Below are 23,600 nucleotides of genomic sequence, written 5' to 3' on the forward strand. Positions count from 1 at the left end.
ACATGGATTTCATCCCCTCCCTGCCTACGGGGCTCGTCCTGATCTCACCGGTCATCGGGTCGTTTCTCGGCGTGCTGGCGTGGCGTCTGCCTGAGGGTCGCTCTCCCTTCTTCACCCGCTCGCGCTGTCCGGTCTGCGAAGGGGTTCTGGGCGCACGAGAACTCATACCGCTCCTGAGCTATGCCGTTCAGCGTGGCAAATGCCGACGGTGTCAGGCCCCTATCGACCCGTTCCACCCGGCCATGGAAGCGGCCGCCCTTGGAATTGCCGGTGCCTGCGACGTCGCTGCTCATATGGGCATTGCTGCGCCGGGCCTGCCGCGCCTCATGATAGAGGGATGCCTGTTCGGCTGGTGGCTCCTGTTGCTCGCTGCCATCGATCTGCGCAGCTTCACCCTGCCCGATTACCTGACCATACCACTCATGGGGACTGGGCTCGCCTTCGCCTCCCTGAACGGCAAAACCAATTTCCATATCCACTGTTTGGCGGCTCTCATTGCCTGGCTGGCGCTTGAGGGTGTGGCGACACTTTATCGCCGGTTCCGGGGACGTGACGGACTGGGAGGCGGCGATGCGAAGCTTCTGGCCGCTGGCGGGGGCTGGCTCGGCCCGCTGATCCTTCCGGAAATCCTGTTCTCGGGGGCGCTTCTGACCCTGATCGGCGCATGGATCCTGCAACGCGGACGGCTCGACGGCAATACGCGCGTTCCCTTTGGGCCCGGCCTTGCCTTGGCCCTGTGGGGAGGCTGGCTGTTCCAGGCCACAGGCTCCCTCCATGGCTGAAGAAGCGCTCGAGGCCCTCAGCACCCTGTTGCTCGACAAGGGGCATTGCGATCGCCGTGCGCTGGACAGGGCCTCACGCGCAGCCGAGCAGAATGGCGGGCGTCTCGATCAGGTTCTGCTGCAACTGGGACTCGTTTCCGAGGCCGTCATGGCCGCAAGCTACGCCGAGCTTCTTTCGATACCCCTTGTGGCCCAGATCGATTATCCGCAAGACCCCATCCTGCCCGAGCAGGTCACAGCACGTTTCCTGCGGGATGCCCATGCTCTCCCGGTTGCGGTTGACGGTAATCGCCTCATCCTGGCCATGCGCGATCCGTTCGATCGCTTCACGCCGCGTGCCCTGAGCCTTGCCACCGGGCTCAGCGTTGCGCCCTGTGTGGCGCTTCCCGTCGAACTCGACGCAGCCATCGACCGGCTTTACCCGCGTGACGAAGCTGCCACGGCAGCAGACAGCCCCGAAGAAGCTCCTCTCGAGGACGATGCCGAGCGCCTCAAGGATCTGGCCTCGGAGGCACCGGTCATCCGTCTGGTGAACCAGATCGTCAATCGCGCAGTGGAAACCAGGGCTTCGGATATTCACATCGAGCCCTTCGAGGACCGCCTGCGCGTCCGTTACCGCTATGATGGCATTCTGCACGAGGTCGAGACACTCTCGGCTCAACTGATACCGGCGATCATCTCGCGCGTGAAAATCATGGCGCGGCTCGATATCGCGGAGCGTCGCCTGCCTCAGGACGGGCGAATCAAGCTTGTCGTGCGCGGGCATGAGGTGGATTTTCGTGTTTCCACCATTCCCTCGCTGCATGGCGAAACGCTTGTCCTTCGCGTGCTTGACCGATCGAGCACGGTCTTCGATTACGCACGTCTCGGATTGCAGCCCGCCATCGTGGAGCGGCTTCGCTCTCTTCTGACGCTGCCTAACGGAATCGTTCTGGTGACCGGCCCTACCGGCTCGGGCAAGACCACGACTCTCTACACGGGTCTTACCGACCTGAATGCCGTCACGCGCAAGGTCGTCACGATCGAAGACCCCGTCGAATATCAGCTTGCCGGCATCAATCAGGTTCAGGTCAAACCGCAGATCGGGCTCGATTTCGCCGCGCTTCTTCGCGCTATCCTGCGTCAGGATCCCGATGTGATCATGGTGGGCGAGATACGCGACCGCGAGACAGCCCAGATCGCCGTGCAGGCCGCGCTGACCGGACATCTGGTTCTGTCCACCCTGCATACCAATTCGGCTGCTGCCGCCATCATTCGACTGCGCGACATGGGGGTCGAGGACTACCTGATGACCGCCGTTCTGCGCGGTGTGCTTGCCCAGCGTCTCGTGCGTCGCCTTTGCCCGGTTTGCAAGACGGGCTATACCCCCACGCAAACCCTGATCGACACGCTGGGGCTCGAGCGTCTGTCACCCGGCCGAGAGATACGGCTTTACCACGCTGTGGGCTGCGCTGCCTGCCGTCACACAGGGTATCGCGGTCGTCTGGCCGTCGCCGAGCTGCTCGAGCCCGACGAAGCCATCGAAAAGCTGATCTTCGATCGGGCCGATCATCTGGCAATTGAGCGCGCCGCCACGAAACGCGGCATGGAAACCCTGCTCGATGCCGGGCTCCGCGCTGCGCTCGAGGGAGAAACCACCATCGATGACGTCATGCGCAGCCTTCGCGCGGCCTCCTGAGCGGGCCGGAGAGACGCACGGCATGACCGAATTCGTCTACAGAGCGATAGACAGACAGGGCAACGTGCTCAAAGGGACGATCACTGCCGCCACGCGGGAAGAGGCCGTACAGCAACTGCGCCGGCAAGGGCATATTCCGGCGCATGTCGGCGCGTCGGGTCGTCGCACTGTCCTCAGCGGTGCAGGCAGTTTCTCCCTGACACGGCGCGGCCTGACGCGCGCCGAACTGACGGCTGTCACACGTGAACTCGCCGTGATGCTCGAGGCTGGACAGGATATCGACCGCGCCCTGCGCTTTCTGATCGAGACGTCGGCAGGCCCGCGTGTGAAATCCGTCCTTGCGCAGGTGCGGGACAAGGTGCGGGACGGCCAGTCCCTGCATGGCGCGCTGAGCACTTTCCCCGGAAGTTTTCCCAGGCTTTATGTCGGGATGGTTCGCGCTGCCGAGGCCAGCGGCGATCTGGCACCCACCATGGAGCGTCTGGCAGGATTGCTGGAGCGGGAACGGGCTCTGGCCAGCACCGTGCAATCGGCCATGATCTATCCCTCCATCCTGACCCTGACCGCCATAGGGTCCGTGACACTGCTCCTGACCAAGGTGCTGCCGCAATTCACCCCACTTTTCGAGCAGAATGGCGCGACCCTGCCAGCCTCGACCCGGTTTTTGACAGGGGCAGGCGCATGGATCGGCCAGTACGGGATCATTCTCCTTCTCGCCCTTCTGGCTGGCACGCTGGGGGGCGGCATGCTCCTGCGTAATCCGGGCGCAAGACGTCACGTCGATCGCTGGCTGCTGCGCGTCCCCGGACTGGGCGCCTTGCTGGGCGAGATCATGGCAGCACGGTTTGCGCGTATTCTCGGGACCCTGCTGGTCAATGGCGTGCCCCTGCTGACAGCGCTGGGCATCGTCAGCGAGGCACTGGGGAACAGGGCAGCCGCCGAAGCGATTGTCACCGCCAGCGAGAGCGCACGCTCCGGAGCCGGGCTCTCTGCCACGCTCGGCAAGGCGGAACTGTTTCCGGTCCGGCTTATCCATCTGCTGCAACTGGGGGAGGAAACCGCAAGGCTTGGCCAGATGGCATTACGCGCCGCCGATATCCATGAGGATCAGGCCCGCATTGCCATACAGCGTCTGGTCGCCATTCTCGTTCCCGCCATCACCATTGTCATGGGGCTCATGGTGGCAGGCATCGTCTCCTCGCTGCTGCTCGCCATGCTGAGTCTGAACGACCTTGCGCAATAGCTCCTTTCCAAAGCGGCGCAGCGCAGCCGCTCCCCCCATGAGTTTCGACCCGCAGAACCGCCTGACACAGGGCTTCACCCTGATGGAGATGCTGGTCGTGCTGGTGATACTCGGGATGATTGGCGCCCTGGTGATGGCCCACGGACCGTCTCACCCTGCCCGGCTCGAATTACGCAACGCCGCCCGTGAAATCGCCGCCTCCATGCGCGAGGCTCATGCGCGGGCGCTTTACAGCGGAAAACCCCAGCAATTCGAAATCGATCCCACCGCGCATCTGTACCGGATCATCGGATCAGAAGCACATAGTCTGCCCGATATCGGGCTGGAGCCTGCACGACCGAGCCTGTTCATCTTCCTCCCCGATGGCAGCGCATCGGGGCCCGTCCTGCATCTCACACGCGGCACCTTCTCCCTGTCGCTCGGTGTCAACTGGCTGACCGGCGCTGTCGAGAGCCAGGGAGGATGAGGGCGATGGAGCACGCGAAGGGGGCCGAGGCAGGCTTCACGCTGATCGAGGTTCTGATCGCTTTCATGATCGTCGCCTTCTCCCTGGCCGCACTGTATCGCGCCATGCTCGGCGGGATCGGCGCCGGACATGTGGCGAACGCCACACGCGAGGCGATTTCACGCGCGCAATCCCATCTGGACGCCATCGGACACGGCATGAAACCCGGCGCCTTCACCCAGAGTGGTGAGGATGGCAGCCGGTTCAAGTGGCAGGTCACCATGGCGCCGCGCGAGAGCCAGGGCGGACTGACGCTGTATCGTGTGACAGTCACCGAATCCTGGCCCGACCCGATGACGATCTCGGGCCGACGAAGCGTGACGCTGACGAGCCTGCGCGCGGCTCCGTCCGAGGCCGCGCCATGAGTTCCCGTCGTCATGAGGGCGGCTTCACCCTGCTCGAATTGCTGGTGGCGCTCGTGGTCTTTTCGCTTGTGCTGCTGGCCCTGCGAGAGGGTTTCGATGCCGCCACCCGGATTTTCGAACGACAGCGCGTCTCCCTTTCGGCGCAGGACGATCTGGATGCCGTCGATCGTCTGTTGCGCCAGATTCTGGCCCATGCCGATCCGGGGAGCGGTCGGGATGGCCCGCTTTTCGTGGGCGGGAGCCATGGCCTCGCATTTCGCGGTATTCTGCCCCGGTCCCTTGGTACCAATAGCGTGGCGCGTGCGTCTCTTTCGATGCCGGAACGTGCCACCATGAGAATTTCACTCGATCAGGCCCATGATCTCGTGCTGATCTGGTCGCCTTATCGCCACGTGACGGAGCCTGTGCCTGCTCCGGACACACGCATCCTGCTGCACAATGTGACGGGGCTGGATTGCCATTATTATTCTGCCGGACACTGGAGCCCCACATGGTACGGGAATACCCTGCCCGAGCTGATAAAACTTCGGCTGGTCTTTGCCGACGACAGGACGTCGAGCAGCGATACCATGACCGGTGCGGAAACGGATGGCAGACACTGGCCCGATATCGTCATTGCCCCCCTGTTGGACGCGCTCCCCTGATGAGAGGAACGCGCTTATCATGATTTTTCCGGTGTTCATGCAGTGGTGGGCACGGCAGCTCCTGAGCCTCGTCCCGGCGCGCCTGATGCGTCGCCTCGCTTCCCGTGCGCCATCGACGTTTATCGCCCTGCCCGAAAACGGGGCGCTACGTATCGTCCTGCATGACGGCCTGCATGATGAGGAGATCGGTCTGTGGGGAGGCGACCCCGACGAAAGCGCTGCGACAAAAGCCCGTTTCCTGGCCGCGCTCGGCAGACGAGCCATTCGCGCCCCTCTCATCCTCATGGTCGAGCCCGACACGATCATGCAGCGCGTCGTCACATTGCCCCTGGCTGCCGCGCAGGACCTTGATGCTGTTCTCGCCTTCGAGATGGATCGCCTCACCCCTTTCGAGAGCGGGGCCCTGCTGTGGCATCATGACATCCTGCGCCGTGATCCTTATCTGGGCCAGATCCATCTGAGGCTCAGTCTGATACTCCGGGACAGTGTGGCCCCGACCATTGAGTCACTCACCCGGCTAGGCCGCTATCCAGACCGGATCAGCGACGCCACCGGTGCTTCCATCACGCTGCCGCGCATCGTCTCTCTCAGGGAAAGGCTGCAGGATGGCAGGGTGCTGAAACTGGCCGGGGCGATAACCGCCCTGCTGACTGCTGGCGTTGCCCTGTTCTGGATCCAGTCTGCCCGTATCGGCCGCCTGGAGCGCGACATCAGCGCCCTCCGTGCGCCTGCGCTCGAGGCGAGCCAGCTTCGGCAGCGCATCGAGACGCGCCAGGAAGGGGACAGACTGGTCAGAAATGCCCGTGCCAAGCTCGGCGATCCGGTGGAAATTCTTGCCAGACTGACGCAGCTTCTGCCCGATAATGCCTACCTCACCGACCTTAATCTCAAACAGGGAGAGTTACTGATCAGCGGGAGCTCTTCCGACCCGGCCGGGTTGATCCAGGCCATGAGCGCCACACCGGGACTTCGCGATCCGGGCTTTATTGCGCCTGTCACCCGGTTATCGGGGCAGACGGCAAGCCAGTTTTCGATCCGTGCAGAGATTGGTACGAAACCGGCATCTTCCCGTCATGGAGGCCACCCATGAGCCGCATGACCTTCACACTTCACGATCTGCCGGAAGGCAGGCGGGGCCAGATCCTTGCCGTCACAATACTGGGTATCGCCGTTCTCATTCTGTGGCTGGCCGTTCTTGGGCCGCTGGCCGGGCTGTATATCACGCGATCGGCGCAGCTCGGGATGGACCGGGAAACCGTAACGCGCATGGCGCATCTGCGCGCCATTCTGCCCCATCTGCGCCAGACTGCCGCGCGCGTGCCTCACACCCCCCCGATGCTGATCGAGGGAGAATCGGATGCCATAGCGGGTGCCACGTTGCAGAACAGCCTGAGCCAGATCGCGACTGAATCGGGCGCCGATATTGGCAGCAGTGAAACCCTGGCCACCATGCGCGAGGGGGCCTACCGACGCATCGGCCTTCACATTACCCTGACTGCGCCCTATCCGTCACTCGCCCGATTTCTGGCATCGGTGCAAGAGGCCTCCCCAGCCATGATCGTGGAGACCCTGCACCTTCATGCATCGGAGGCAGAGGGTAATGCGCCCGATGCAATGACGTGCGATATGAACGTGTTTGCCTACAGGCGTGATATCCAGCCTGCTTCTTCCCTCGCGGGGTCCGCGCCATGATGCGGCCAGCCAAAACAGATCGAACCGCCCCGCGTGCATGGGGAAGCATTCCCTATCTATCAATTGCAGCGCTTCTCCTCACGTCCCTCCCCGGGCCCGCACTGGGTGCGGCCTCTGCGGATCCGGCCATTCAGGGCGCTGCCCGGTCGGACGAGCTGGCCACGATCCTGGCGCGGCCGCTCTTTGCCCCCTCCCGTCGCCCTGCTCTTTCTCCCGACAGGGTGGAAGGCACACCGCGTCTTGCTGGCATCATCGAGTCAGAGGGCAAGGCGAGTGCCATTTTCATGCTGCCCGGTCGCGAACGAGGCGTGATTGTGCCAATCCGGGGAACAATGGGGAACTGGCAGATCGTGTCGATTGGCGGTGGTGCGGTCACGATACGGGAAAACGGGCAGGACAGGATCCTGCGGCCGGATCGTGACCGGCAATCCACTCACCCCGCCAATGCGCCCTCCCTCGATTTCGCCCCTCCAGTCTCTTCAGAATCCTTCCCGCCAGGTATGCCTCAATGACGTTTCCGCTTCGCGCTTCTTTCACCTCAATTCCGTCAGGAACCACCATGCGCAGGCGTCTCGCCATCTCCAGCCTTTGCGTCAGCCTGCTGTCCGTTCTCGCCGGGTGCGACAAGGGGGCGCCGAAGGTGAAGCCACTTGGCGGTCCGTTGCCCCTCGCCGGCATGACCGAGCCCCCTCAGGATGGCCGCCTCTCTGGTGGAGGCACCCTGCCCGCAGCACGCTACAGTCTCGCCCGCTCTGCAGAACCCGTGCTCAGGGGAAGTGCCGACACGACCGGAATCGGACAGGTCTCGCTGAATTTTGCCGATACCGACATACGCGACGCGGTCTCGCAGATCCTCAATGACATCCTGCATGTCAATTATGCCATCGACCCCGCGGTGCATGGCCAGGTGACGCTACGAACAAGCGAGCCCCTGACCAATGCCCAGCTTCTGCCCGCATTGCAGGTCATCCTTTCCCAGGTGCATGCCGTGCTCATCCATAGCGACGGGCTTTATCGTGTGGTCCCGAGCCAGACCGCACCGGGCGCGGCGCAAGGGGCCGCCGCCGGGATTGCCGACAGCCTCTCCATGGGCGGGGAGATGATGGTCCCGCTGCGCTATGCCCAGGCCAGTACGCTGGCTCATGCATTGCAGCCCTTCGTTCAGGGCGGCGCGCGTGTCGCTGCGGTTGAGACAGGTAACGCCCTCATGGTCAGTGGCGATCCCTCGGCCCGCAATGCCCTCATCGAAGTCATACGTGCATTCGACGTGGACTGGCTGGCCAGCCAGTCCTATGCATTGCTGCCGGTTGATTCCGGCAATGCCAAGGACATGGCCAGCGCCCTGCAAACGGCTTTGCACGGAGCGGGGAATGGCCTGTCGCAGGTCGTGCAGGTTCTCCCCCTGAGCCGCGTCAATGCCGTGCTCGTAGTCGCCCGGACGCCGCGATATATCGAGGACGCACAAAGGCTTTTCCTGCTGATCCAGCAACATCGCCGCGCAACTGTCAGAAGCTGGCACATCTTCTATGTCCAGAATTCGAGCGTGAACGACGTGACCTACACGCTTCAGCAGGCCTTCACCCCGGATAACGTGACCGCCCAGCCCCCCGGAGCCACCTCCAATAGCAGCCAGCCCTCACAGGGAGGGTTCACGGGAGCCATGTCCAGCGCCATGGGCGGTGGCGGCCTCGCCGGTGGAGGGCTCACGGGTGGGGGGCTGACAGGGGGTGGACTGACGGGAGGAGGGCTCGGCGGCGGCTTGGCCAATGGCGCACTCGGTCAAGGTGGTCAGACGCAAACCGGCCAGCAAAACGGCGCAGGCGCCTCTCTGAACAATCCGCTTCTCGGCGGGCTCGACGCCTCAGGCGGTGGCGCAGATCGCAACACCGACTCCCTGCGTATACTCTCGAATGCTCAGCACAATGCCATTCTGGTCCATGCTACGGATCAGGAGAGCGATACGATCGAACAGATGCTGCGCCGCATTGACGTCATGCCGCTCCAGGTACGCATCGATGCTGTCGTCGCTGAGGTCCAGCTCAATGACGCTCTGCAATATGGCACGCAGTTCTTCTTCAAATCAGGAGGGATCAACGGCGTTCTGAGCAATAACTCCCAGACCATCACGGCTAGTACGCTGGCGACCGCCGCCTTCAGCCACACCCTGCCCGGTTTCATCATTGGCGGAGCCAGCGGTGGCGGAGCCCCCTTTGCCATAGACGCGCTCCAGAACGTGACGACCGTTCATGTGCTGTCCTCGCCGCAATTGATGGTGCAGGACAACAGGGCGGCCCGGCTGCAGGTGGGACAGCTTGTTCCAGTGCAGATCGGCTCGCAATCGAGCACCATCGGCACGTCTGTCTATAATCAGTTCACCTATCAGCCGACCGGCGTCATCATGGAGGTCACCCCCCATGTGAGCCAGAGCGGACTGGTAACCCTCGATGTCTCGCAGGAGGTGAGCTCGGTCAGTGCCAATGCTGCCAGCAACACGAGTAGCGCCGCCAACCCGACATTCAACGATCGCTCTGTAAATTCGCGCGTGGTGGTGCAGGATGGCCAGACCGTGGGTCTTGCCGGTCTCATCACGGAAAACTCGAGCCGTGCGAATAGCGGCATTCCCTGGCTCAAGAACATCCCGGTGCTCGGCTTTCTGGCGGGTACGCAGAATAACAGCCGCCAGCGTACCGAATTGCTGATACTCATCACGCCCCATGTCATCCATGACCAGCGCGATGCTGTGAACCTCATGGAAGATCTGCGTGACACTCACCCCGATGCCGCGGATGTGCCGGACGAGATGAGGAAGATGCACATGACCGGCAGTTCCGATCCGCAAAAGCGCCTGCGTGAAAAGCTCGGTCTGGATCGATGATCACGGCGCCTCCTGATGCCAGGGAACGGGGCTTTGCACTACTGATCGTTCTCTGGGCACTGGCGGGGCTGTCCCTCCTGACGACCATGATCATTGCCGGCGCAGGCTCCGCGCTACGCGAGACGCGATTGCTGAGTCAGACCGCCCGGATGGAGGCACTTGCCCAGGGCGGCATCGAAAGTGCGATTTTTCACGAGAGCGGTTCCTCGACGACACGCTGGCCCCTCACCGGGGCCGTCCATCTCGAGAAGATAGATGGCTTCACGATGGCCATCAGCGTGGAGAGCGAGGCCTCGCGCATCAATCCCAACACGGCCCCTTTTGCCCTGCTGAGCGCGCTGGTGCAGGAATGCGGTGGGACGCAAGTGCAATCCGGGGCTATTGCCCACGACATGGTGGCATGGCGTCGCCAGAGCCAGGGAGAAGATGGGGCGGAAAGGCAGCACTATTTGACGCTTGGCCTGCGCTACTTGCCACCTTACGCCTCATTTCAGACGATCGCCGAACTGGAGCTCATTCCTGGCATGACCCGCCCTTTGCTCTCCTGCATGGGCCCCCATCTCTCGATTGCCCAGCCAGAAGAACTGCATGCTCCGGTGACTGATGCCCTTGTCCAGCGCGCGCTAGCACGTGCCGGACAGCCTGCCCTCCCCGCGACCACGGCGAGCTATCCCTTCAGCTTCGTCGCGACAGTGCGCATTTCGGACGGTCAGGGAGGAGGCGCCACGAGGCGGGCGACGGTCCTCATCCCCGTATCCGGGGGCGCCTCCGACCCGTCCGGTCGCAGTGCCCGCATCATCGATCTCTCAACGCTCGATTAAGGTTTCATGCCCGAGTTGCTCACATCCCGTCTTGCACGATCGGCCTCAGACACGAAACGCCGGATCCAGCCCCGAGACATGTGCCAGCAGGTCAGGGTAGCGCGCCTGATAATAGGCGAGATTTCTCGGCGAGGCGCCATAATGGACGATGGCAATAAGGGACAAGAGCGCATGGAGCCTCGATCCGCGATGGCGCAGATGCAGCGACGTCTCCGCGATACCAAATCTCTCCCAAGCCATGATCTGCGGACCTTCCGCGTGCAGTCCCTGCCCGCGTCGATCATGACACGCGAAGATATAGGCATTATTTTCGTGAGATCGCATGGCGATGGTCCCGTCATCGAGGTGCTCGACCTGAACGGGCAGAGCAGGTCCCTGACGCCATGTATTGCTAAGCATGAGAGCCGGCGCATCGGGGTGGGCAGAGACAAGGAAGGCGCGCTGGCGGTTTGCGGGATCTCGACGGGTAATCAGCAGCAGTTTCTCGATGGTGGCACCGGAATAGGTCGATGCCATGGCCGTGCGTCGATCGCTTCCGACCGCGCTGCCTGAATGGCCGATCAGCTCATAGGCGGTCAGATCGGCTTCTTCGACACATGATCCCCGGCCCATGTTTGAAAGATGGAAGGATGTCTCGCGTTTGGCTGCGCGGTCCGCCAGCAGATCTGCCGCAAGGCCAATATCGCCAATAGTCATGTTCTCGTAGAAATGGCCATTCGGATGTTCCGATTCAATCAAGGTCGGGAAATCAAGGTATTCGAATGCCGCGCCATTGACCTGATCCATCAGGCGATAGCTCAGTGCTGGAGGCGTCCCTCCTCCCTTGAAGACCTTGCTTCGAAGGCAGATACCCTGGGGTGAGGGTACGAAAATGCTCGTATGAAAAGCAGATCCGATCTGCCCGACAACGAAATTATCATTCCGGAAAAGGGCGATCTGATCTGCAACACTCAGATCCTGCGGATGCACGATCTCGAAGCCGCGTTCACTCAGAGCTTCCTCGAATTCATGTTCGTTATCGATCCGCACAGTGCCGCAGATCAGTTTCGACCGCGTCAGATAGATCCGCCGGGGAGCCTCGCTGTTAAGTTCTGGCGGAGTGAGCACCGCGCCGATTTCGTTGCAGTAATCGGCCATACCGGCGAAACAAACCGAGTCTTCCGAAAACAAAGGCGAGGCGACGACGAGCTTCTCAACCGTGAAAGAGGTCTCCGGGAAATAGAAATCCTCCTCCCTGAAACCAGCCGCCTCTATGAGGGCTCGTAGCCAAGGCGCGCGGAACAAATCGTCGCGGCTTTTGATAGAACGGACGATAAGCTTTTGCGACCCGTCCCAGAGCTTACGCGCGACCCATAGTCGTGAGACGAACTCGGTGATGAAATGCCCGTATTGCTCATGCATATGCCCGACAAATATCCCCGATTTGATGACGGGGAGCCCACGGGCAATATTCGGGTCACACCAAGGGCGCTGCCCTTTATTGACGGGGGGCCACTGACAATGGAATGCCGCTTGAGGAATCAGATAGCCTTCCTGGGTGTAGACACCATGAAGATGATCGAAATTATTCCAGCCGCAGATATAGAATGCATTCCTGAATGTCAGAATATCCGGCTCGGAGAAAAGACTCACCCCGGCTACCGGACTATAAAAACTTGCGTAGTCTTGCACGTCATCCACCCAAAACTCAATCAGATATCAGGCGCTTATACGATGTGATTATCGAGTTTTACAAATCTATTGTCTGTTAATTCAGTTATTAACTAAAGCAATAATCGAATATTCCGTTATTTTCTCCAATACTTCCGTCAAAGGCCGTGAAATATTGGGAAAATTGCAGAAATCCTTGCGTCGATCATTCCACCGACGGCCATAACGTCCGCTTCGCGCCGAGCGGGACCCTCTACCGATCCACTCCCATGCCACGCGTTCAGTAATCAGCCCTTCAGAGATCTGGCATAAAGGGCGCAGAGTGCGGCTGAGTCGAGGCGTGCTTCTATGCTGTCGGCGCGGCTGGTCAGCATCGCAGGGATTTTCGCCCCCATAACGATCCCGCCGGAACAGGCCCCTCTGAGAAAACTCAATGCCTTGACCACCTTATTCCCAGCCTCGAGGGCGGGAACGACCAGAATATCGGCATGACCGGCGACTGGCGAAGTCAATCCCTTGATTAGGGCTGCCTGCGGGTCGACGGCAATTACGGAAGCCTGATGGGAGGGATGCAATATACTTATATCCGCAAATTTGCGTTCCGTGGCTCGGACGGTATGGGCGGCTCGGTCTATCCGACCACCTCAGGCAACACGGTCTGTGTGACCTTCCGCTACCTGCCTTTCCAGTAAATTCCGAAACTTCGTGAAGCCGGGACGGGTATGGGGATGAACATCCGCTTCCGATCCCGGGGATCGACTCACGGCAACCAGGCCAGGGTGCCTTCCTCATGCGCCAGGCTGAACAGGTCACCCATCTCCTCGCACCTGTTCCATCATTCCTGTGAAACCGCGATCGGGTCGGTTCAACACGCTATCAGGGCGCAATCTGCCGCGTTTTCATAGAGGCGACTTCTTTGAACCTGCCTCGTCGTGCCATCTTTCAATGTTCGCCATCCGAATATCAGGATCGCGCGCGCAAGGCGGTAATTTCTCGTTACAAAGCATTTGCAAAGCGCAAACAATAGGGCCCAACTGTTGTCGATGTACAACAGAAGAGCGTTATTCTGTATTTTTGCCACACTACTTGTTCGATTCCAGACCCAAACCTCAATAGGTGTTGGGAGCCATGTCGAGAGAGCGAAAGCATTGGACAGGGCATCAAATCTCGATCGGGAAGATACGCCGCCCGCATGACAGGCGAGAAGATGGCGCTCCGATCAGTCAACACACAGAATACAGACAGGGGAAAACCATCACATGATGCATGGACAGGGTGTATCCAGCCGGCGCGGGCGTTGCTCGCGTCTTGCCGCGACCCTGCTTGCCGGTTCCGCCCTGTATCTGGCCCCGTCATCTGCCCTCGCAGACCCCACCAGCCAGCCCCCAGCCACGCAACGTCCTGATGCAAGAACGGCCCATATTTCAGGATCGTATGCCCGCGCTCATACACACGGGTCAGGCGCCCGTCGCCGCAACACGGTACGACAGACCGCCGCGCAGCCGCTTGAGCAAGCCCCGTTGTCCAGCCCATCGCCCCGGGCTGCCGGATCAACGCGCGCAGTAGAAGCCGATACAGCAGCACAGCGCAGCAAATCCGGACAGGACGCCGGCAAGCGTCTCCAGGCGAAACGCCTTATTGCTTCCAGCATCGGGACATCTTCTCCCAACGAGACGATTTTCGTTACCGGGACGCGACTCACCCAGTCGCGTCTGACGAATGTCATGGCCGGATCGACCGTCAGCGGTACGCAGATCACACGACGCGGCTACACGGATCTCGGGCTCGCGCTGCTGCGCGAAAATCCTGCGGTGAGCGTGGCGGACAACTCCCCCATCGGAAACCAGAATGCATTCGGTGCGGGGCAGTCCTTTGTGAGCCTGCTCAATCTGGGATCGCAGCGCACCCTCACCCTAGTGGATGGAATGCGCTTTGGGGGCGGGGCGACAGCCTCGATCTACGGCGTCGGATCGGGATCGCAGGTAGATGTGAGCACATTACCCACCTCCCTGATCAAATCGATCGACACCAAGCTGGGAGGCGCAGGGGCGGCTTATGGTGCCGATGCCGTTGCTGGCGTCATCAATTACACGCTGGACGATCATTACAAGGGCGTTTCGCTCAGTGCCCAGGGCGGCTGGTCGCAGCAGCTCGACGATGGCAGTGAGAAGATTGCGTTTAAGGCAGGGTCCGGTTTCGATCACGACCGGGGCGGGCTCGTTTTCGATCTGGAATACCGCAATCAGGCAGGAATGGTTGCCAGCGACAGGCCGGACAGTTTTGGCGCCAACGCCGTCACCTATCATCGCGTGGCACTCGGGGAGTCCTCGCCCTATACCTATGTGCTTGGCTCGGGATCACGCTTCATCCAGGCCTCTCTCACAGGCATGCCTACCCTGACCGGTAATTACGGCGATCTGCCAGTCTACGGTGGGGCGTATGGATCTGCCTATGCAGGTTACGCCAACGCCGGAATTGCCGATGCCAATGGCATACCGCTGATGTTCAGCCAGAACGGACAATCGCTCATTCCCCTCGATAGCGGCACCCTGCTCAAGGGCGATAATGCCCTTGGCATCGGTGGGAACGGGGTTGCCTTGCGCAACTACATTCAGGTCATCACTCCCAGCGACAGGCTTAATCTGACGCTGCTCGGGCATTATGATTTCAGCAGCCATATCCATGCAACCTGGCAAGGCTGGTACGCACGCGGGAGCGCCGAAAATCAGGTCGGGCAAGGAACATGGAGCAGCGCGGCGTTCGATAACGCCCTGACCCCGAATGCCGATGGCCCGTACAGCAGCAGCTACTACCAGTATGGCGTGATCTCCGGGCCACTGGCCCTCAGCACCGATAATCCCTATCTGACGAGCGCGGAGCGCAGCACAATCAAGGAGGCACTGGCAGCAAACGGGCTTCCCACCGACCAGTTCTATCTGAACCGGCTCAATCAGGACCTCGATCCGGGTCTTTTCCGTACCACCACGCAAATGTTCCGCTTTCAGGGTGGGCTCCATGGCGATTTCCGCGCTTTCGACCGCGATTTCAACTGGAAAATACGCGGGGAGTACACCCGGACGACCAACGTGACGACGCAACCATCACTGGTCATCCCCAATCTGGTCAATGCCCTGAATGCCGTGACCGCAGCCGATGGCAGCATCCAGTGCGCCTCGGGTTATGTAAACGCGTCTGTTGCCACGAAGAGCGAGGTCTGCTCGCCCCTGGACCCGTTTGGCTATGACCAGATGACACAGGCCGCACGGGACTATGTGACTGCAATCTCACGGTCGACCAACCGTAATACACAGCGCGATCTGCAAGCCGAAATCAGTTCCACGGTCTTTGCCCTGCCCGCCGGGGACATACGCTGGGATCTCGGCTACGAGCATCGACGCGAGGCCTATCATTTCGATCCCGGAGCGTATCTTCTCGGTGCGGAGCAAGCAGACGGAACTTATCTTGCTTACGGCAATAACGGTGCGATCCCTTATACGGGTGGGGCCTATCACACGCACGAGGCCTTCGGTGAACTCGATGTGCCTCTGATCTCGCCCGGCATGGCCATTCCAGGCGCCTATCATCTTTCGGCAACTGCCAATGGCCGCCTGACCTATAACAGCGTCACGGGTGCCTACTGGACCTATATGGCGGGTGTCGCATGGTGGCCGACACGCGATATCGGTCTGAGCGGCAATTATGCCGTATCGGTGCGCAATCCTTCCGTAGGAGAGCTCTACGCACCGCAATCCGTCACCTATCAGAGCGGTACCGATCCCTGCTCGGATGTCGGGCTGACATCAGGACCCAACCCGGCCTTGCGGGCAGCCAATTGCGCAAAGGCCGGTCTTTCCTCGGGCTTCGTCTCCAATTTCAACTCCTATTCCCTGCCCGGAACCGCAGGGGGCAATCGCTCTCTCTCCAATGAGCGCTCCCGCAGTTACACGGGCAGTCTGGAATTCAGGCCGCATTTCATACGTGGCCTCGACATGAAAGCCTCATTCGTGGAGGTGCATGTTGCCGATGCCATTACCTATCTGAGCGCGAGCGACCTGCTGGCAGCCTGTTACGACAGCAGCAATTACCCTGAAAATGCCTTTTGCTCGACGTTTACGCGCGATGCGGACGGGCAGATTTCGTCGTTCAGATCGGGCTATTACAATATCGCCAGTTACACGACACAGGCTCTGCAGACCACGCTGGACTATAACGCGCCGCTCACTCGTTTTGGCCTGCCCGAAGGGGCTGGCCTCATCGATCTGCGGGGTAATTACGTTCATTATCTCAAGAGCACACAGCGCTATCTGAGCAGCACCTATCTGCTTTCGGGAAATACCGCATCGCCCAACGACAATTTCACGCTCAATGCGACCTGGGCGCGGGGCCCCCTCAGCGCGCAATGGCAAACCCTGTGGTACGGACCAAGCCTTTTCGCCCTTCAGGTTTCCGACACGCGCTACGAGAGCAACAGGCGCCCCTCCTTCGCCTATTTCAATCTCTCGCTGGACTATGCCATCACGAAGAATCTCTCGACCAGCTTCGTGGTGAACAACATCACTGATGCCCTGCCGAAGGATGCCGGGATCTACAATGTCAGCCGTTATTACGAAGCGCTGATCGGCCGCAGCTTCCAGATGCGTGTGGGAGCGAGTTTCTGAGGCACGCTTTAGCGTTCCTGGCCGCGTCGGCGTCTGTCGGCTCGGCTGAAGGCCAGGGACAGCATCCACGCCAGAACGAATAGCCCGATCACAATGAACCCGATCTGGTTGAAACTGTCGCTCACCACGGACACCGCCTGCCAGAAGCGTCCCTGAAACCCGATCTGATCCCCCAGCAGCTTGAGGGTTTCGATACTGCCGATCCCCACCGCCACGATGACGGAAATCAGCGTGATGATGATATTGTAGCGCAGCTTGCGCAAAGGATCGACAAACGCCCAGCGATAGGCGCCCAGCATCAGTACGCCGTCAGCCGTATCGATCAGCGCCATACCGGCGGCGAACAGGGCCGGAAAGATCATGATGGCCGCGACTGAAACGCCCCGGCTGGCCTGAGATGCCGAAAGTCCGAGCAGGGAAACCTCGGTCGCCGTATCAAAACCGAGCCCGAACAGAAACCCCAGCAACACCATGTGCCAGCTACGCGAGACGAGGCGAAACAGCGGATAGAGCAGACGCGACAGGAGGCCGCCCTTGCTCATCAGCGCATCGATATCGACTTCCTCGACCGCGCCCCCGGCCCTGACATGCCGCCAGGCCCGCCACGCACCGCGCAGCACGATGAAATTGGTGATGGCCAGCGCAAAGAGGAAACCCGCTGACACAAGCGTGCTCGCCACGCCACCAATATCGCGCCAGGCGCCGAAACGATCCTGCATGGCCTGGGACAACAGGGCCGTTCCCAGCGCGGCCAGCACCACGATCATCGAATGGCCAATGGCAAACCAGAACCCTGTCAGCAGAGGTTGCCGCCCCATCTGGATGAATTTTCGGGTCACATTATCGATGGAGGCAATATGGTCGGCATCGACAGCATGACGCAGCCCGAACCCGTAGGCGAGAAGGGCATTGCCAAGTAGCAGCGGCCTGTCATGAAACATCGTGAAGGTCCAGATCCAGAGCGCCATATTGGCCAGAAGCAGCGCTGCACCGAGCAGGCTGATACGCAGCCTCAGGTTGCGTGTGGACGGGGCGACGATCTCAGTTTGCATGATGCCCCCTCCCCGATCGCTTGCTGTCACCCAAGGCTCTGGAAGAACGCAGCCGGACGTCATTGGCAGGGCCGAGCAGGGCTTTGAACGAAGATGGAAGGGGTGGGGCTGGTCGGCTCACGCGCATTTACTCCCTCTGGCGGATCGTCCCGTCCGGCCTGACAGTCTGATGGGACGAAGGCAGGTCTCCTGGCTCGCGGTTCATCGCCTTTCCGCCCCTTCCCGGATGCAGGCACCCAGTGGTTCATGCGGAAAAACTCGCCGCTCACAGTTGCGGGGACAGCTGCCGCCTCGGACCCGATCTCATGGCGATCAGCCAGCCCGTCCGGCATTCCCTATTCACTTGCTCGCGCAAGACCTTCGACCCCTCGGTCGTAGCCGCTCACGCCCCCGCAAGCCAAGCCTCTTTCAACCTGTCCCTTCGAGCTTTTGTCGAGACTATGCGGCCCCGCCACATCTCCGGATGCCACCGGCGATCAGTCCCAAATGCAGCGCCCAGACCGGACCGGCTGCTCATGGGGAGAAGATTTTCGACGAAACCATGAGCCGGTTCGGGTTTTCTGAAACCGTGACACTGGCCCGGTCCCGCATCGGGTATATGAAAAAACAGGAGCAGAAGACGATGAGTCTCTACCGTACGATCAACCCGGCCACGGGCAAGACCGAGCGCGAATTCGAGCTTCATACCAAGGCGCAGGCTTTCGAGAAGCTTGAAGCCGCCCATGATTTTTACCAGCGTGACTGGCGCCATCGCAGCTTTGCCGAGCGCAAGGCAATCATCAGCAAAGCCGCGCAGATCCTTGAGCAGAACAAGGAAAAATATGCCCGCCTGATCTCGATCGAGATGGGGAAGGTTCTACCCGAGGCGATTGCCGAAACCGAGCTCTCGGCCAAAATCCTGGCCTATTATGCCGACAATGCCGAAGACTTCCTTGCACCGCGTGAGATCACGGTGAGCGAGGGGCGCGCAACAGTGTTGAGCCAGTCCCTCGGCGTCATCTACTGCGTGGAGCCGTGGAACTTCCCGTACTATCAACTCGCCCGAGTGGCAGGCCCCAATCTGATGGCAGGCAATGTCGTGCTGGCAAAGCATGCACCTGGCGTGCCGCAATGCGCCCTCGCCTTCGAGGCCCTCTTCCTTGAAGCTGGCGCGCCCAAAGGGGCCTGGACCAATCTCTTCATCGATAATGACGTCTCCGAGGAACTGATCGCTCGCCCGGAAGTACGTGGTGTCGCCCTGACAGGCAGCGAGCGCGCTGGAAGCGCCGTGGCTGCCCAGGCAGGCAAGGCCCTGAAGAAGACGACACTCGAACTCGGCGGGTCAGACCCGTTCATCGTTCTCGATGATGCCAATCTCGATGAGGTCATTCCCCGCGCCGTGGCCGGGCGCATGTCCAATAACGGACAGGTCTGCACCGCTGCCAAGCGCATGATTGTTCACGAATCCCTCGCCGATGATTTCGTGCGTCGCCTGTCCGATGCCTTGGCCGAGTTCCGCTATGGCGATCCGCTCGAGCAAGGGGTGACCCACGGCCCCATGAGCAGCGAAAACGCCATGAAACTGGCCATCAGCCAGGTCGAGAAGGCCGTGCAGCACGGTGCAACGCTCGTCACCGGCGGCAAGAAACTCGATCGCGAAGGATTTTTCATGCAGGCTGGACTTTTGACCGGCGTGACCAAGGACAATCCCATTTTCTACGAAGAGATTTTCGGTCCTGCCGCCATTGTCTACCCGGTATCCGACGATGACGCCGCAGTGGCTCTGGCCAACGACTCCCCTTTCGGTCTGGGCGGGTCAGTTCATACCAGCGACGTCGAGCGTGGCCGCAAGCTTGCAGAGCGCATTGAAACCGGCATGGTATTCATCAACGATATCACCGGCACAGCTCCAGAACTCCCCTTCGGCGGCGTCAAGAATTCAGGCTATGGCCGTGAGCTCTCCTCGAACGGCATCGAGGAATTCGTCAATCACAAGCTGATCCGCTCAGCCTGATTGCGCGGCTCAGGATATCAGGGCTCAGTCCCTGATATCCTTTGCCATGCAACCTTACCTCACGTTTTCGCGATGACTACAGGTTCGTGCCCTGCTCAGGCAGCGTGCCCCCTCCCGCTGGATGTCCCCAATGACAGATTTCGCGAAGCCCCCTTTCGATACCCCCCTTCAGGATCGAATCCCCGGCCAGACAGACGCCTTGACGCCCAAGCCCGACCACGGCGAAACCAGCTATGAAGGTTCTGGCCGCCTGACGGGAAAAGTCGCCCTGATCACCGGGGGCGATTCCGGCATCGGTCGTGCCGTGGCAATTGGTTATGCCCGCGAGGGTGCCGATATTGCTCTTTCCTATCTGGAAGAGGAAGAAGCGGACGCTCAGGAAACTGCAGCCTGGATTGAAAAGGCGGGACGCAAGGCGTTGCTCCTCCCCGGCGATCTGAAGTCCCGCGAGGTGTGCCGCACCATTATCGACAAGACCATCCAGACCTTCGGCAAGCTCGATATTCTGGTCAATAATGCAGCTTTCCAGATCGAACGCCTCGCACTTGACGACATCTCTGAAGACGAATGGGACGACACCTTCGCTACCAATATTGGCGCCAGTTTCCGCCTGACCCGTAATGCCCTGCCCCATCTCAAAAGCGGGGCCTCGCTCATCCACACAATCTCGGTCAATGCCGACAGCCCCAAACCTCGCCTGCTCGCTTACTCCGCGACCAAGGCTGCGATCCAGAATTTCAGCGGCGGCCTCGCGCAGCTTCTGGGCGAGAAAGGTATCCGTTCCAACACCGTCGCCCCGGGCCCGATCTGGACACCGCTCATCCCTGCGACAATGCATGGTGACCATGTGCATGTTTTCGGCGAAGACACCCCACTAGGCCGCCCCGGCCAGCCCGTCGAACTCATCGCGCCTTATGTGATGCTGGCCAGCGATGAATCCAGCTATATCTCCGGCGCAACCATCGCTGTGACGGGCGGGACACCCGTCATCTGAGGGGGGGGAGGGCATGGGGCTTTGCCCCAAACCCCACCAAAGGACCGTCGTCCTTTGGAAACCTGTTTGTGGGAACGGGATGAAAGGGGCGAGCCCCTTTCCGGGGAGCGGGGCAGAGCCCCGCAGAGCGCTCATCCAAAGAAACCTCTCCGCCATGGGGCTCCATCACGGTGCCCATTGGAACATGTTCGTCCCGAGGGGCTCCCTCCCTGTCAGCGGTGGCCGTTCGTAAGTTCGTTTGCCAGATTTTCCTCGTTATAGACGAGTTTGAGGGCCGTGATGATGGCGCTCGTATCGGTAGCAACGGCGCGGTTATTGCTGATGTCGTAGTAGAGATCACCCGCGAGGCTCGGCAGGTTGCCGTCGAAAATGAGTCCGACCGCCTTGCCCTCACGGTTCAGCACCGGTGAGCCTGAATTGCCACCGACGATATCGTTGGTGGAGACGAAATCAAGATGGGTCGACAGGGGAAGGCGCGTCTTTGCGTCCAGCCAGCGCTTCGGCAGAGCAAAGGGCTCTGCCCCGGTCGCATGGCCATACATGCCTGCGAAATCGGTGAAGGGCGCAACATCGACGCCATTCTTGCGCCAGCCTTTAACCGTGCCGTAGGACAGGCGTGGCGAGAATGTCGCGTCAGGATAAAGAGCATCCAGACGCCCCTCGGCCTTGGCCTGAGCGAAACGCGCGCGCGCGATATCGCCCTGCGCCTTGTGCAAGGGGGCAGAAACCTCGTCGCGCATCTTGTCATGCAGCGCCGTGTAGCTTGGGTAGATCCGGCGCGCGAACACGACGAGCGGATCGGTAGAAGCCTTGATCGCCTGAAGACCGCCCTTCCAGAGAGCCAGACGCGCCGCAGGGTCGGAAAGCTTCGTACCTTTGATCAGGCTGGCCGCGAGGGCATCTGGCGCTTCCTTACCAAGAGTAAGACGAACCAGCGGATCGTCCGCTCCGGCAATCTGGCGCAGGCTGGTCAGGCTGAGCGCAAGAGAGGCCGTTTCGAGGTCCGGGTAGAAAGGTTCTTTGGCAGCGAGAGCCGTCTCGATTTCTCCGAGTTGGGCGTCATGATACCCCGCATGGCGCTTGGCATCGGGCTTCTGACGCTCATGCGCGCCCTCTACCAGCGTCATGACGTTATCGAGGAACCCACGAAATACCATGCCGATAGCGAGATTGCGCGAGAAGAGATCTTTCTCGAGCGCGATGGCCTTGTCGACGGTTCTGAAAGGCTGGCCGTAAGCCGCGCGTCGTGCTGGATCGGCGTCAATCCAGGCCTGAAGCGCGGTGTCTTCCTTCACACGGCGCGAGACGATATCGCCTGATTGCAGGGCAGCCTGCGTGCCGGAATAGGATTTGATCCCGTTCTGGATGGAGAAGAGCGCGTCCTCAGCCTGTTTCTCGTGTTCGGCGCTCTCTCGGCTGTACTGCCAGAGCATCCCCTCGCGCAGGGTCAGGGCAGAGATGATAGCCGGGTTGGCGACATCCCGCTGGAAGGCGAGAGCAGACGCGGGCAGACCGCGCTGCGTGCGCCCCGGATTGCCCGAGGTGAAGACCAGATCATCGGCTTTGGGGCCGTTGGGGTCGAATTGCAGGAACGGTGTACGGACCGGCTTGCCGCCCTCATAGACGCGCAGCATCGACAAATCGATATCGTAGCGAGGGTAGTCGAAATTATCCGGGTCCCCGCCGAAAAAGGCGATCCCCTGCTCGGGGGCCATCACGACGCGTACGTCCTTGTAACGGCGATACCGGTAGAGCGCTGTTTGGCCACCATGGTAGAGCGGCACCATGTCGCAACGCCAGTGTTCGTCATCACCACCGATGCAGTCTTTGGTGAGCTTGCTCTCCACTTCCTGCAAGGCTGCGGAATAGGCAGCGCCCTGCTTGCCCCTGGTCGCCTCGGCGACAGGGTCGGAGACATCCTTCATGGTGTCCAGACGATCGAGCTCCATCCCGGGGCACTGACGCTCATCCGCAAGATCCCTGGTGTAAAACCCGTCGCGGAAATAATCATGATCCTTGTCAGACAAGGCAGCCAGACAGGAATTGGCGCAGTGATGGTTGGTCATTACCAGACCGTCGCCCGATACGAAGGAGGCAGAGCAGCCTTCGGCCAGGCGCGCCGAGGATTGCACGACGTGCTGGATCCAGCGTGCATCGGGGGTGAATCCGTAGGCTTTCTGCAAAGCAGCCTTGGGGAGATGATCGAAAGTCCACATGCCTTCATCGGCATGAGCGGTACTGGCAAAGGCGAAAGCCCCCAGCAGGGCCGAGGAAAGCAGGAGAGAAGACCGGGCTTGAGACATGATACGGTTACTCGTCGCAATGATGATATAATGTATCAGTTCACAGGAGGCGTATTTTTGCAAATCCAAGCGGCAGCAATCCGCTCTCGGATCGTTCCGTTTCAGACACGATGACCTGATGTCGGAATCGATGCTCCGATAAGCCATCTGTGATCGGCATTCATGCCTCGAAGCATCCTAAACGCCATGCGGCACCTGTCATAATCACACCAGGGCTCGCTGGGAACATGATGACAGTTTCATGACACCCCGCAAAATGGGAACGTCGCCTTGGCCCTGCATCTGGACGCAAATCGTCCGAACCGGCCTCATATAAAAAGAGTTTTACAAAGTAGTTACTTATAG

At 60.6% G+C, this 23,600-nt stretch carries 19 protein-coding genes and 1 riboswitch; of the genes, 15 read left to right on the top strand and 4 right to left on the bottom strand.

Features of this window, described 5'->3' with window-relative positions; all coding sequences use genetic code 11:
- Window positions 1-2 precede the first annotated feature (2 nt).
- Genes AA0535_RS06800 through AA0535_RS06850 form a run of 11 tightly spaced genes read left to right on the top strand, consistent with a single transcriptional unit; the run spans window position 3 to window position 10,605 of the window.
- Window positions 3-782 (top strand): prepilin peptidase, encoded by a 780-nt coding sequence (locus tag AA0535_RS06800; RefSeq protein ID WP_264815186.1) that lies wholly within the window; start codon window positions 3-5, stop codon window positions 780-782.
- The gene (locus tag AA0535_RS06805) at window positions 775-2,460 is read left to right on the top strand and encodes a GspE/PulE family protein (protein ID WP_264815187.1); all 1,686 of its coding nucleotides are present in this window, start codon (window positions 775-777) and stop codon (window positions 2,458-2,460) included. Before AA0535_RS06800 ends, AA0535_RS06805 begins: the two co-directional genes overlap by 8 nt.
- Window positions 2,461-2,482: 22 nt before the next feature.
- Entirely contained in the window at window positions 2,483-3,703 is a 1,221-nt protein-coding gene (locus AA0535_RS06810) for a type II secretion system F family protein (protein WP_264815188.1), read from the top strand.
- A gap of 37 nt (window positions 3,704-3,740) precedes the next feature.
- The gene (locus tag AA0535_RS06815) at window positions 3,741-4,169 is read left to right on the top strand and encodes a prepilin-type N-terminal cleavage/methylation domain-containing protein (protein ID WP_264815189.1); all 429 of its coding nucleotides are present in this window, start codon (window positions 3,741-3,743) and stop codon (window positions 4,167-4,169) included.
- A 5-nt stretch (window positions 4,170-4,174) separates the two neighbouring features.
- Window positions 4,175-4,573 (top strand): type IV pilus modification PilV family protein, encoded by a 399-nt coding sequence (locus AA0535_RS06820; protein ID WP_264815191.1) that lies wholly within the window; start codon window positions 4,175-4,177, stop codon window positions 4,571-4,573.
- Window positions 4,570-5,217: a prepilin-type N-terminal cleavage/methylation domain-containing protein gene (locus tag AA0535_RS06825; protein WP_264815192.1), complete on the top strand. Its 648-nt coding sequence runs from the start codon at window positions 4,570-4,572 to the stop codon at window positions 5,215-5,217. Before AA0535_RS06820 ends, AA0535_RS06825 begins: the two co-directional genes overlap by 4 nt.
- A gap of 19 nt (window positions 5,218-5,236) precedes the next feature.
- The gene (locus AA0535_RS06830; RefSeq protein ID WP_264815193.1) at window positions 5,237-6,307 is read left to right on the top strand and encodes a PilN domain-containing protein; all 1,071 of its coding nucleotides are present in this window, start codon (window positions 5,237-5,239) and stop codon (window positions 6,305-6,307) included.
- Window positions 6,304-6,909, top strand: coding sequence for a type II secretion system protein GspM (gene gspM, locus AA0535_RS06835; RefSeq protein WP_264815194.1), 606 nt, complete (start codon window positions 6,304-6,306; stop codon window positions 6,907-6,909). Before AA0535_RS06830 ends, gspM begins: the two co-directional genes overlap by 4 nt.
- Window positions 6,906-7,421 (top strand): general secretion pathway protein GspN, encoded by a 516-nt coding sequence (locus tag AA0535_RS06840; RefSeq protein ID WP_264815195.1) that lies wholly within the window; start codon window positions 6,906-6,908, stop codon window positions 7,419-7,421. The genes gspM and AA0535_RS06840 overlap by 4 nt, the downstream gene beginning before the upstream one ends.
- A gap of 47 nt (window positions 7,422-7,468) precedes the next feature.
- On the top strand, window positions 7,469-9,784 hold the full coding sequence (gene gspD / locus AA0535_RS06845; RefSeq protein ID WP_264815196.1) for a type II secretion system secretin GspD: 2,316 nt from the start codon (window positions 7,469-7,471) through the stop codon (window positions 9,782-9,784).
- A complete protein-coding gene (locus AA0535_RS06850; protein WP_264815197.1) occupies window positions 9,781-10,605 on the top strand; it encodes a type II secretion system minor pseudopilin in 825 nt (274 codons plus the stop codon). Before gspD ends, AA0535_RS06850 begins: the two co-directional genes overlap by 4 nt.
- A gap of 45 nt (window positions 10,606-10,650) precedes the next feature.
- Here AA0535_RS06850 and AA0535_RS06855 read toward each other — a convergent pair whose 3' ends face one another.
- The gene (locus tag AA0535_RS06855) at window positions 10,651-12,237 is read right to left on the bottom strand and encodes a glycosyltransferase family 61 protein (protein ID WP_264815198.1); all 1,587 of its coding nucleotides are present in this window, start codon (window positions 12,235-12,237) and stop codon (window positions 10,651-10,653) included.
- A 305-nt stretch (window positions 12,238-12,542) separates the two neighbouring features.
- Complete coding sequence (locus AA0535_RS06860) at window positions 12,543-12,830, bottom strand: phosphate acyltransferase (protein WP_306310226.1); 288 nt, start codon at window positions 12,828-12,830, stop codon at window positions 12,543-12,545.
- On the opposite strand from AA0535_RS06860, the gene AA0535_RS06865 reads away from it, so the two are divergent.
- Together AA0535_RS06865 and AA0535_RS06870 are read left to right on the top strand one after the other, a co-directional pair.
- Complete coding sequence (locus AA0535_RS06865) at window positions 12,825-12,947, top strand: hypothetical protein (RefSeq protein ID WP_264815199.1); 123 nt, start codon at window positions 12,825-12,827, stop codon at window positions 12,945-12,947. The genes AA0535_RS06860 and AA0535_RS06865 overlap by 6 nt on opposite strands.
- A gap of 567 nt (window positions 12,948-13,514) precedes the next feature.
- Window positions 13,515-16,913 (top strand): TonB-dependent receptor domain-containing protein, encoded by a 3,399-nt coding sequence (locus AA0535_RS06870; protein ID WP_264815200.1) that lies wholly within the window; start codon window positions 13,515-13,517, stop codon window positions 16,911-16,913.
- A gap of 8 nt (window positions 16,914-16,921) precedes the next feature.
- Here the strand turns inward: AA0535_RS06870 and AA0535_RS06875 are convergent, their stop codons facing one another.
- Window positions 16,922-17,965 carry a HoxN/HupN/NixA family nickel/cobalt transporter gene (locus tag AA0535_RS06875; protein ID WP_264815201.1) on the bottom strand — a complete coding sequence of 348 codons (1,044 nt, stop codon included), beginning with the start codon at window positions 17,963-17,965 and terminating at the stop codon, window positions 16,922-16,924.
- Window positions 17,966-18,127: 162 nt separating this feature from the next.
- A riboswitch (cobalamin riboswitch) is annotated at window positions 18,128-18,342 on the bottom strand.
- A 245-nt stretch (window positions 18,343-18,587) separates the two neighbouring features.
- Here AA0535_RS06875 and AA0535_RS06880 point away from each other — a divergent pair.
- Both AA0535_RS06880 and AA0535_RS06885 read left to right on the top strand, forming a co-directional pair.
- A complete protein-coding gene (locus tag AA0535_RS06880) occupies window positions 18,588-19,958 on the top strand; it encodes an NAD-dependent succinate-semialdehyde dehydrogenase (protein ID WP_264815202.1) in 1,371 nt (456 codons plus the stop codon).
- Window positions 19,959-20,088: 130 nt separating this feature from the next.
- The gene (locus AA0535_RS06885; RefSeq protein WP_264815203.1) at window positions 20,089-20,952 is read left to right on the top strand and encodes an SDR family oxidoreductase; all 864 of its coding nucleotides are present in this window, start codon (window positions 20,089-20,091) and stop codon (window positions 20,950-20,952) included.
- Window positions 20,953-21,164: 212 nt separating this feature from the next.
- On the opposite strand, the gene AA0535_RS06890 is transcribed toward AA0535_RS06885, so the two are convergent.
- Window positions 21,165-23,255, bottom strand: coding sequence for a S46 family peptidase (locus AA0535_RS06890; RefSeq protein ID WP_264815204.1), 2,091 nt, complete (start codon window positions 23,253-23,255; stop codon window positions 21,165-21,167).
- Between the last annotated feature and the right edge of the window lie 345 nt (window positions 23,256-23,600).

The sequence above is a fragment of the Asaia krungthepensis NRIC 0535 genome, assembly GCF_025995175.1.
Taxonomy (GTDB): Bacteria; Pseudomonadota; Alphaproteobacteria; order Acetobacterales; family Acetobacteraceae; genus Asaia; species Asaia krungthepensis.

Coding starts and splice junctions, on each gene's coding strand:
- AA0535_RS06890 (WP_264815204.1), bottom strand. CDS start 23,255: ATGTCTCAAGCCCGGTCTTCTCTCCTGCTTTCCTCGGCCCTGCTGGGG.
- AA0535_RS06830 (WP_264815193.1), top strand. CDS start 5,237: ATGATTTTTCCGGTGTTCATGCAGTGGTGGGCACGGCAGCTCCTGAGC.
- AA0535_RS06815 (WP_264815189.1), top strand. CDS start 3,741: ATGAGTTTCGACCCGCAGAACCGCCTGACACAGGGCTTCACCCTGATG.
- gspM (WP_264815194.1), top strand. CDS start 6,304: ATGAGCCGCATGACCTTCACACTTCACGATCTGCCGGAAGGCAGGCGG.
- AA0535_RS06825 (WP_264815192.1), top strand. CDS start 4,570: ATGAGTTCCCGTCGTCATGAGGGCGGCTTCACCCTGCTCGAATTGCTG.
- AA0535_RS06805 (WP_264815187.1), top strand. CDS start 775: ATGGCTGAAGAAGCGCTCGAGGCCCTCAGCACCCTGTTGCTCGACAAG.
- AA0535_RS06865 (WP_264815199.1), top strand. CDS start 12,825: ATGCAATATACTTATATCCGCAAATTTGCGTTCCGTGGCTCGGACGGT.
- AA0535_RS06820 (WP_264815191.1), top strand. CDS start 4,175: ATGGAGCACGCGAAGGGGGCCGAGGCAGGCTTCACGCTGATCGAGGTT.
- AA0535_RS06880 (WP_264815202.1), top strand. CDS start 18,588: ATGAGTCTCTACCGTACGATCAACCCGGCCACGGGCAAGACCGAGCGC.
- AA0535_RS06870 (WP_264815200.1), top strand. CDS start 13,515: ATGATGCATGGACAGGGTGTATCCAGCCGGCGCGGGCGTTGCTCGCGT.
- AA0535_RS06800 (WP_264815186.1), top strand. CDS start 3: ATGGATTTCATCCCCTCCCTGCCTACGGGGCTCGTCCTGATCTCACCG.
- AA0535_RS06840 (WP_264815195.1), top strand. CDS start 6,906: ATGATGCGGCCAGCCAAAACAGATCGAACCGCCCCGCGTGCATGGGGA.
- AA0535_RS06885 (WP_264815203.1), top strand. CDS start 20,089: ATGACAGATTTCGCGAAGCCCCCTTTCGATACCCCCCTTCAGGATCGA.
- gspD (WP_264815196.1), top strand. CDS start 7,469: ATGCGCAGGCGTCTCGCCATCTCCAGCCTTTGCGTCAGCCTGCTGTCC.
- AA0535_RS06850 (WP_264815197.1), top strand. CDS start 9,781: ATGATCACGGCGCCTCCTGATGCCAGGGAACGGGGCTTTGCACTACTG.
- AA0535_RS06875 (WP_264815201.1), bottom strand. CDS start 17,965: ATGCAAACTGAGATCGTCGCCCCGTCCACACGCAACCTGAGGCTGCGT.
- AA0535_RS06810 (WP_264815188.1), top strand. CDS start 2,483: ATGACCGAATTCGTCTACAGAGCGATAGACAGACAGGGCAACGTGCTC.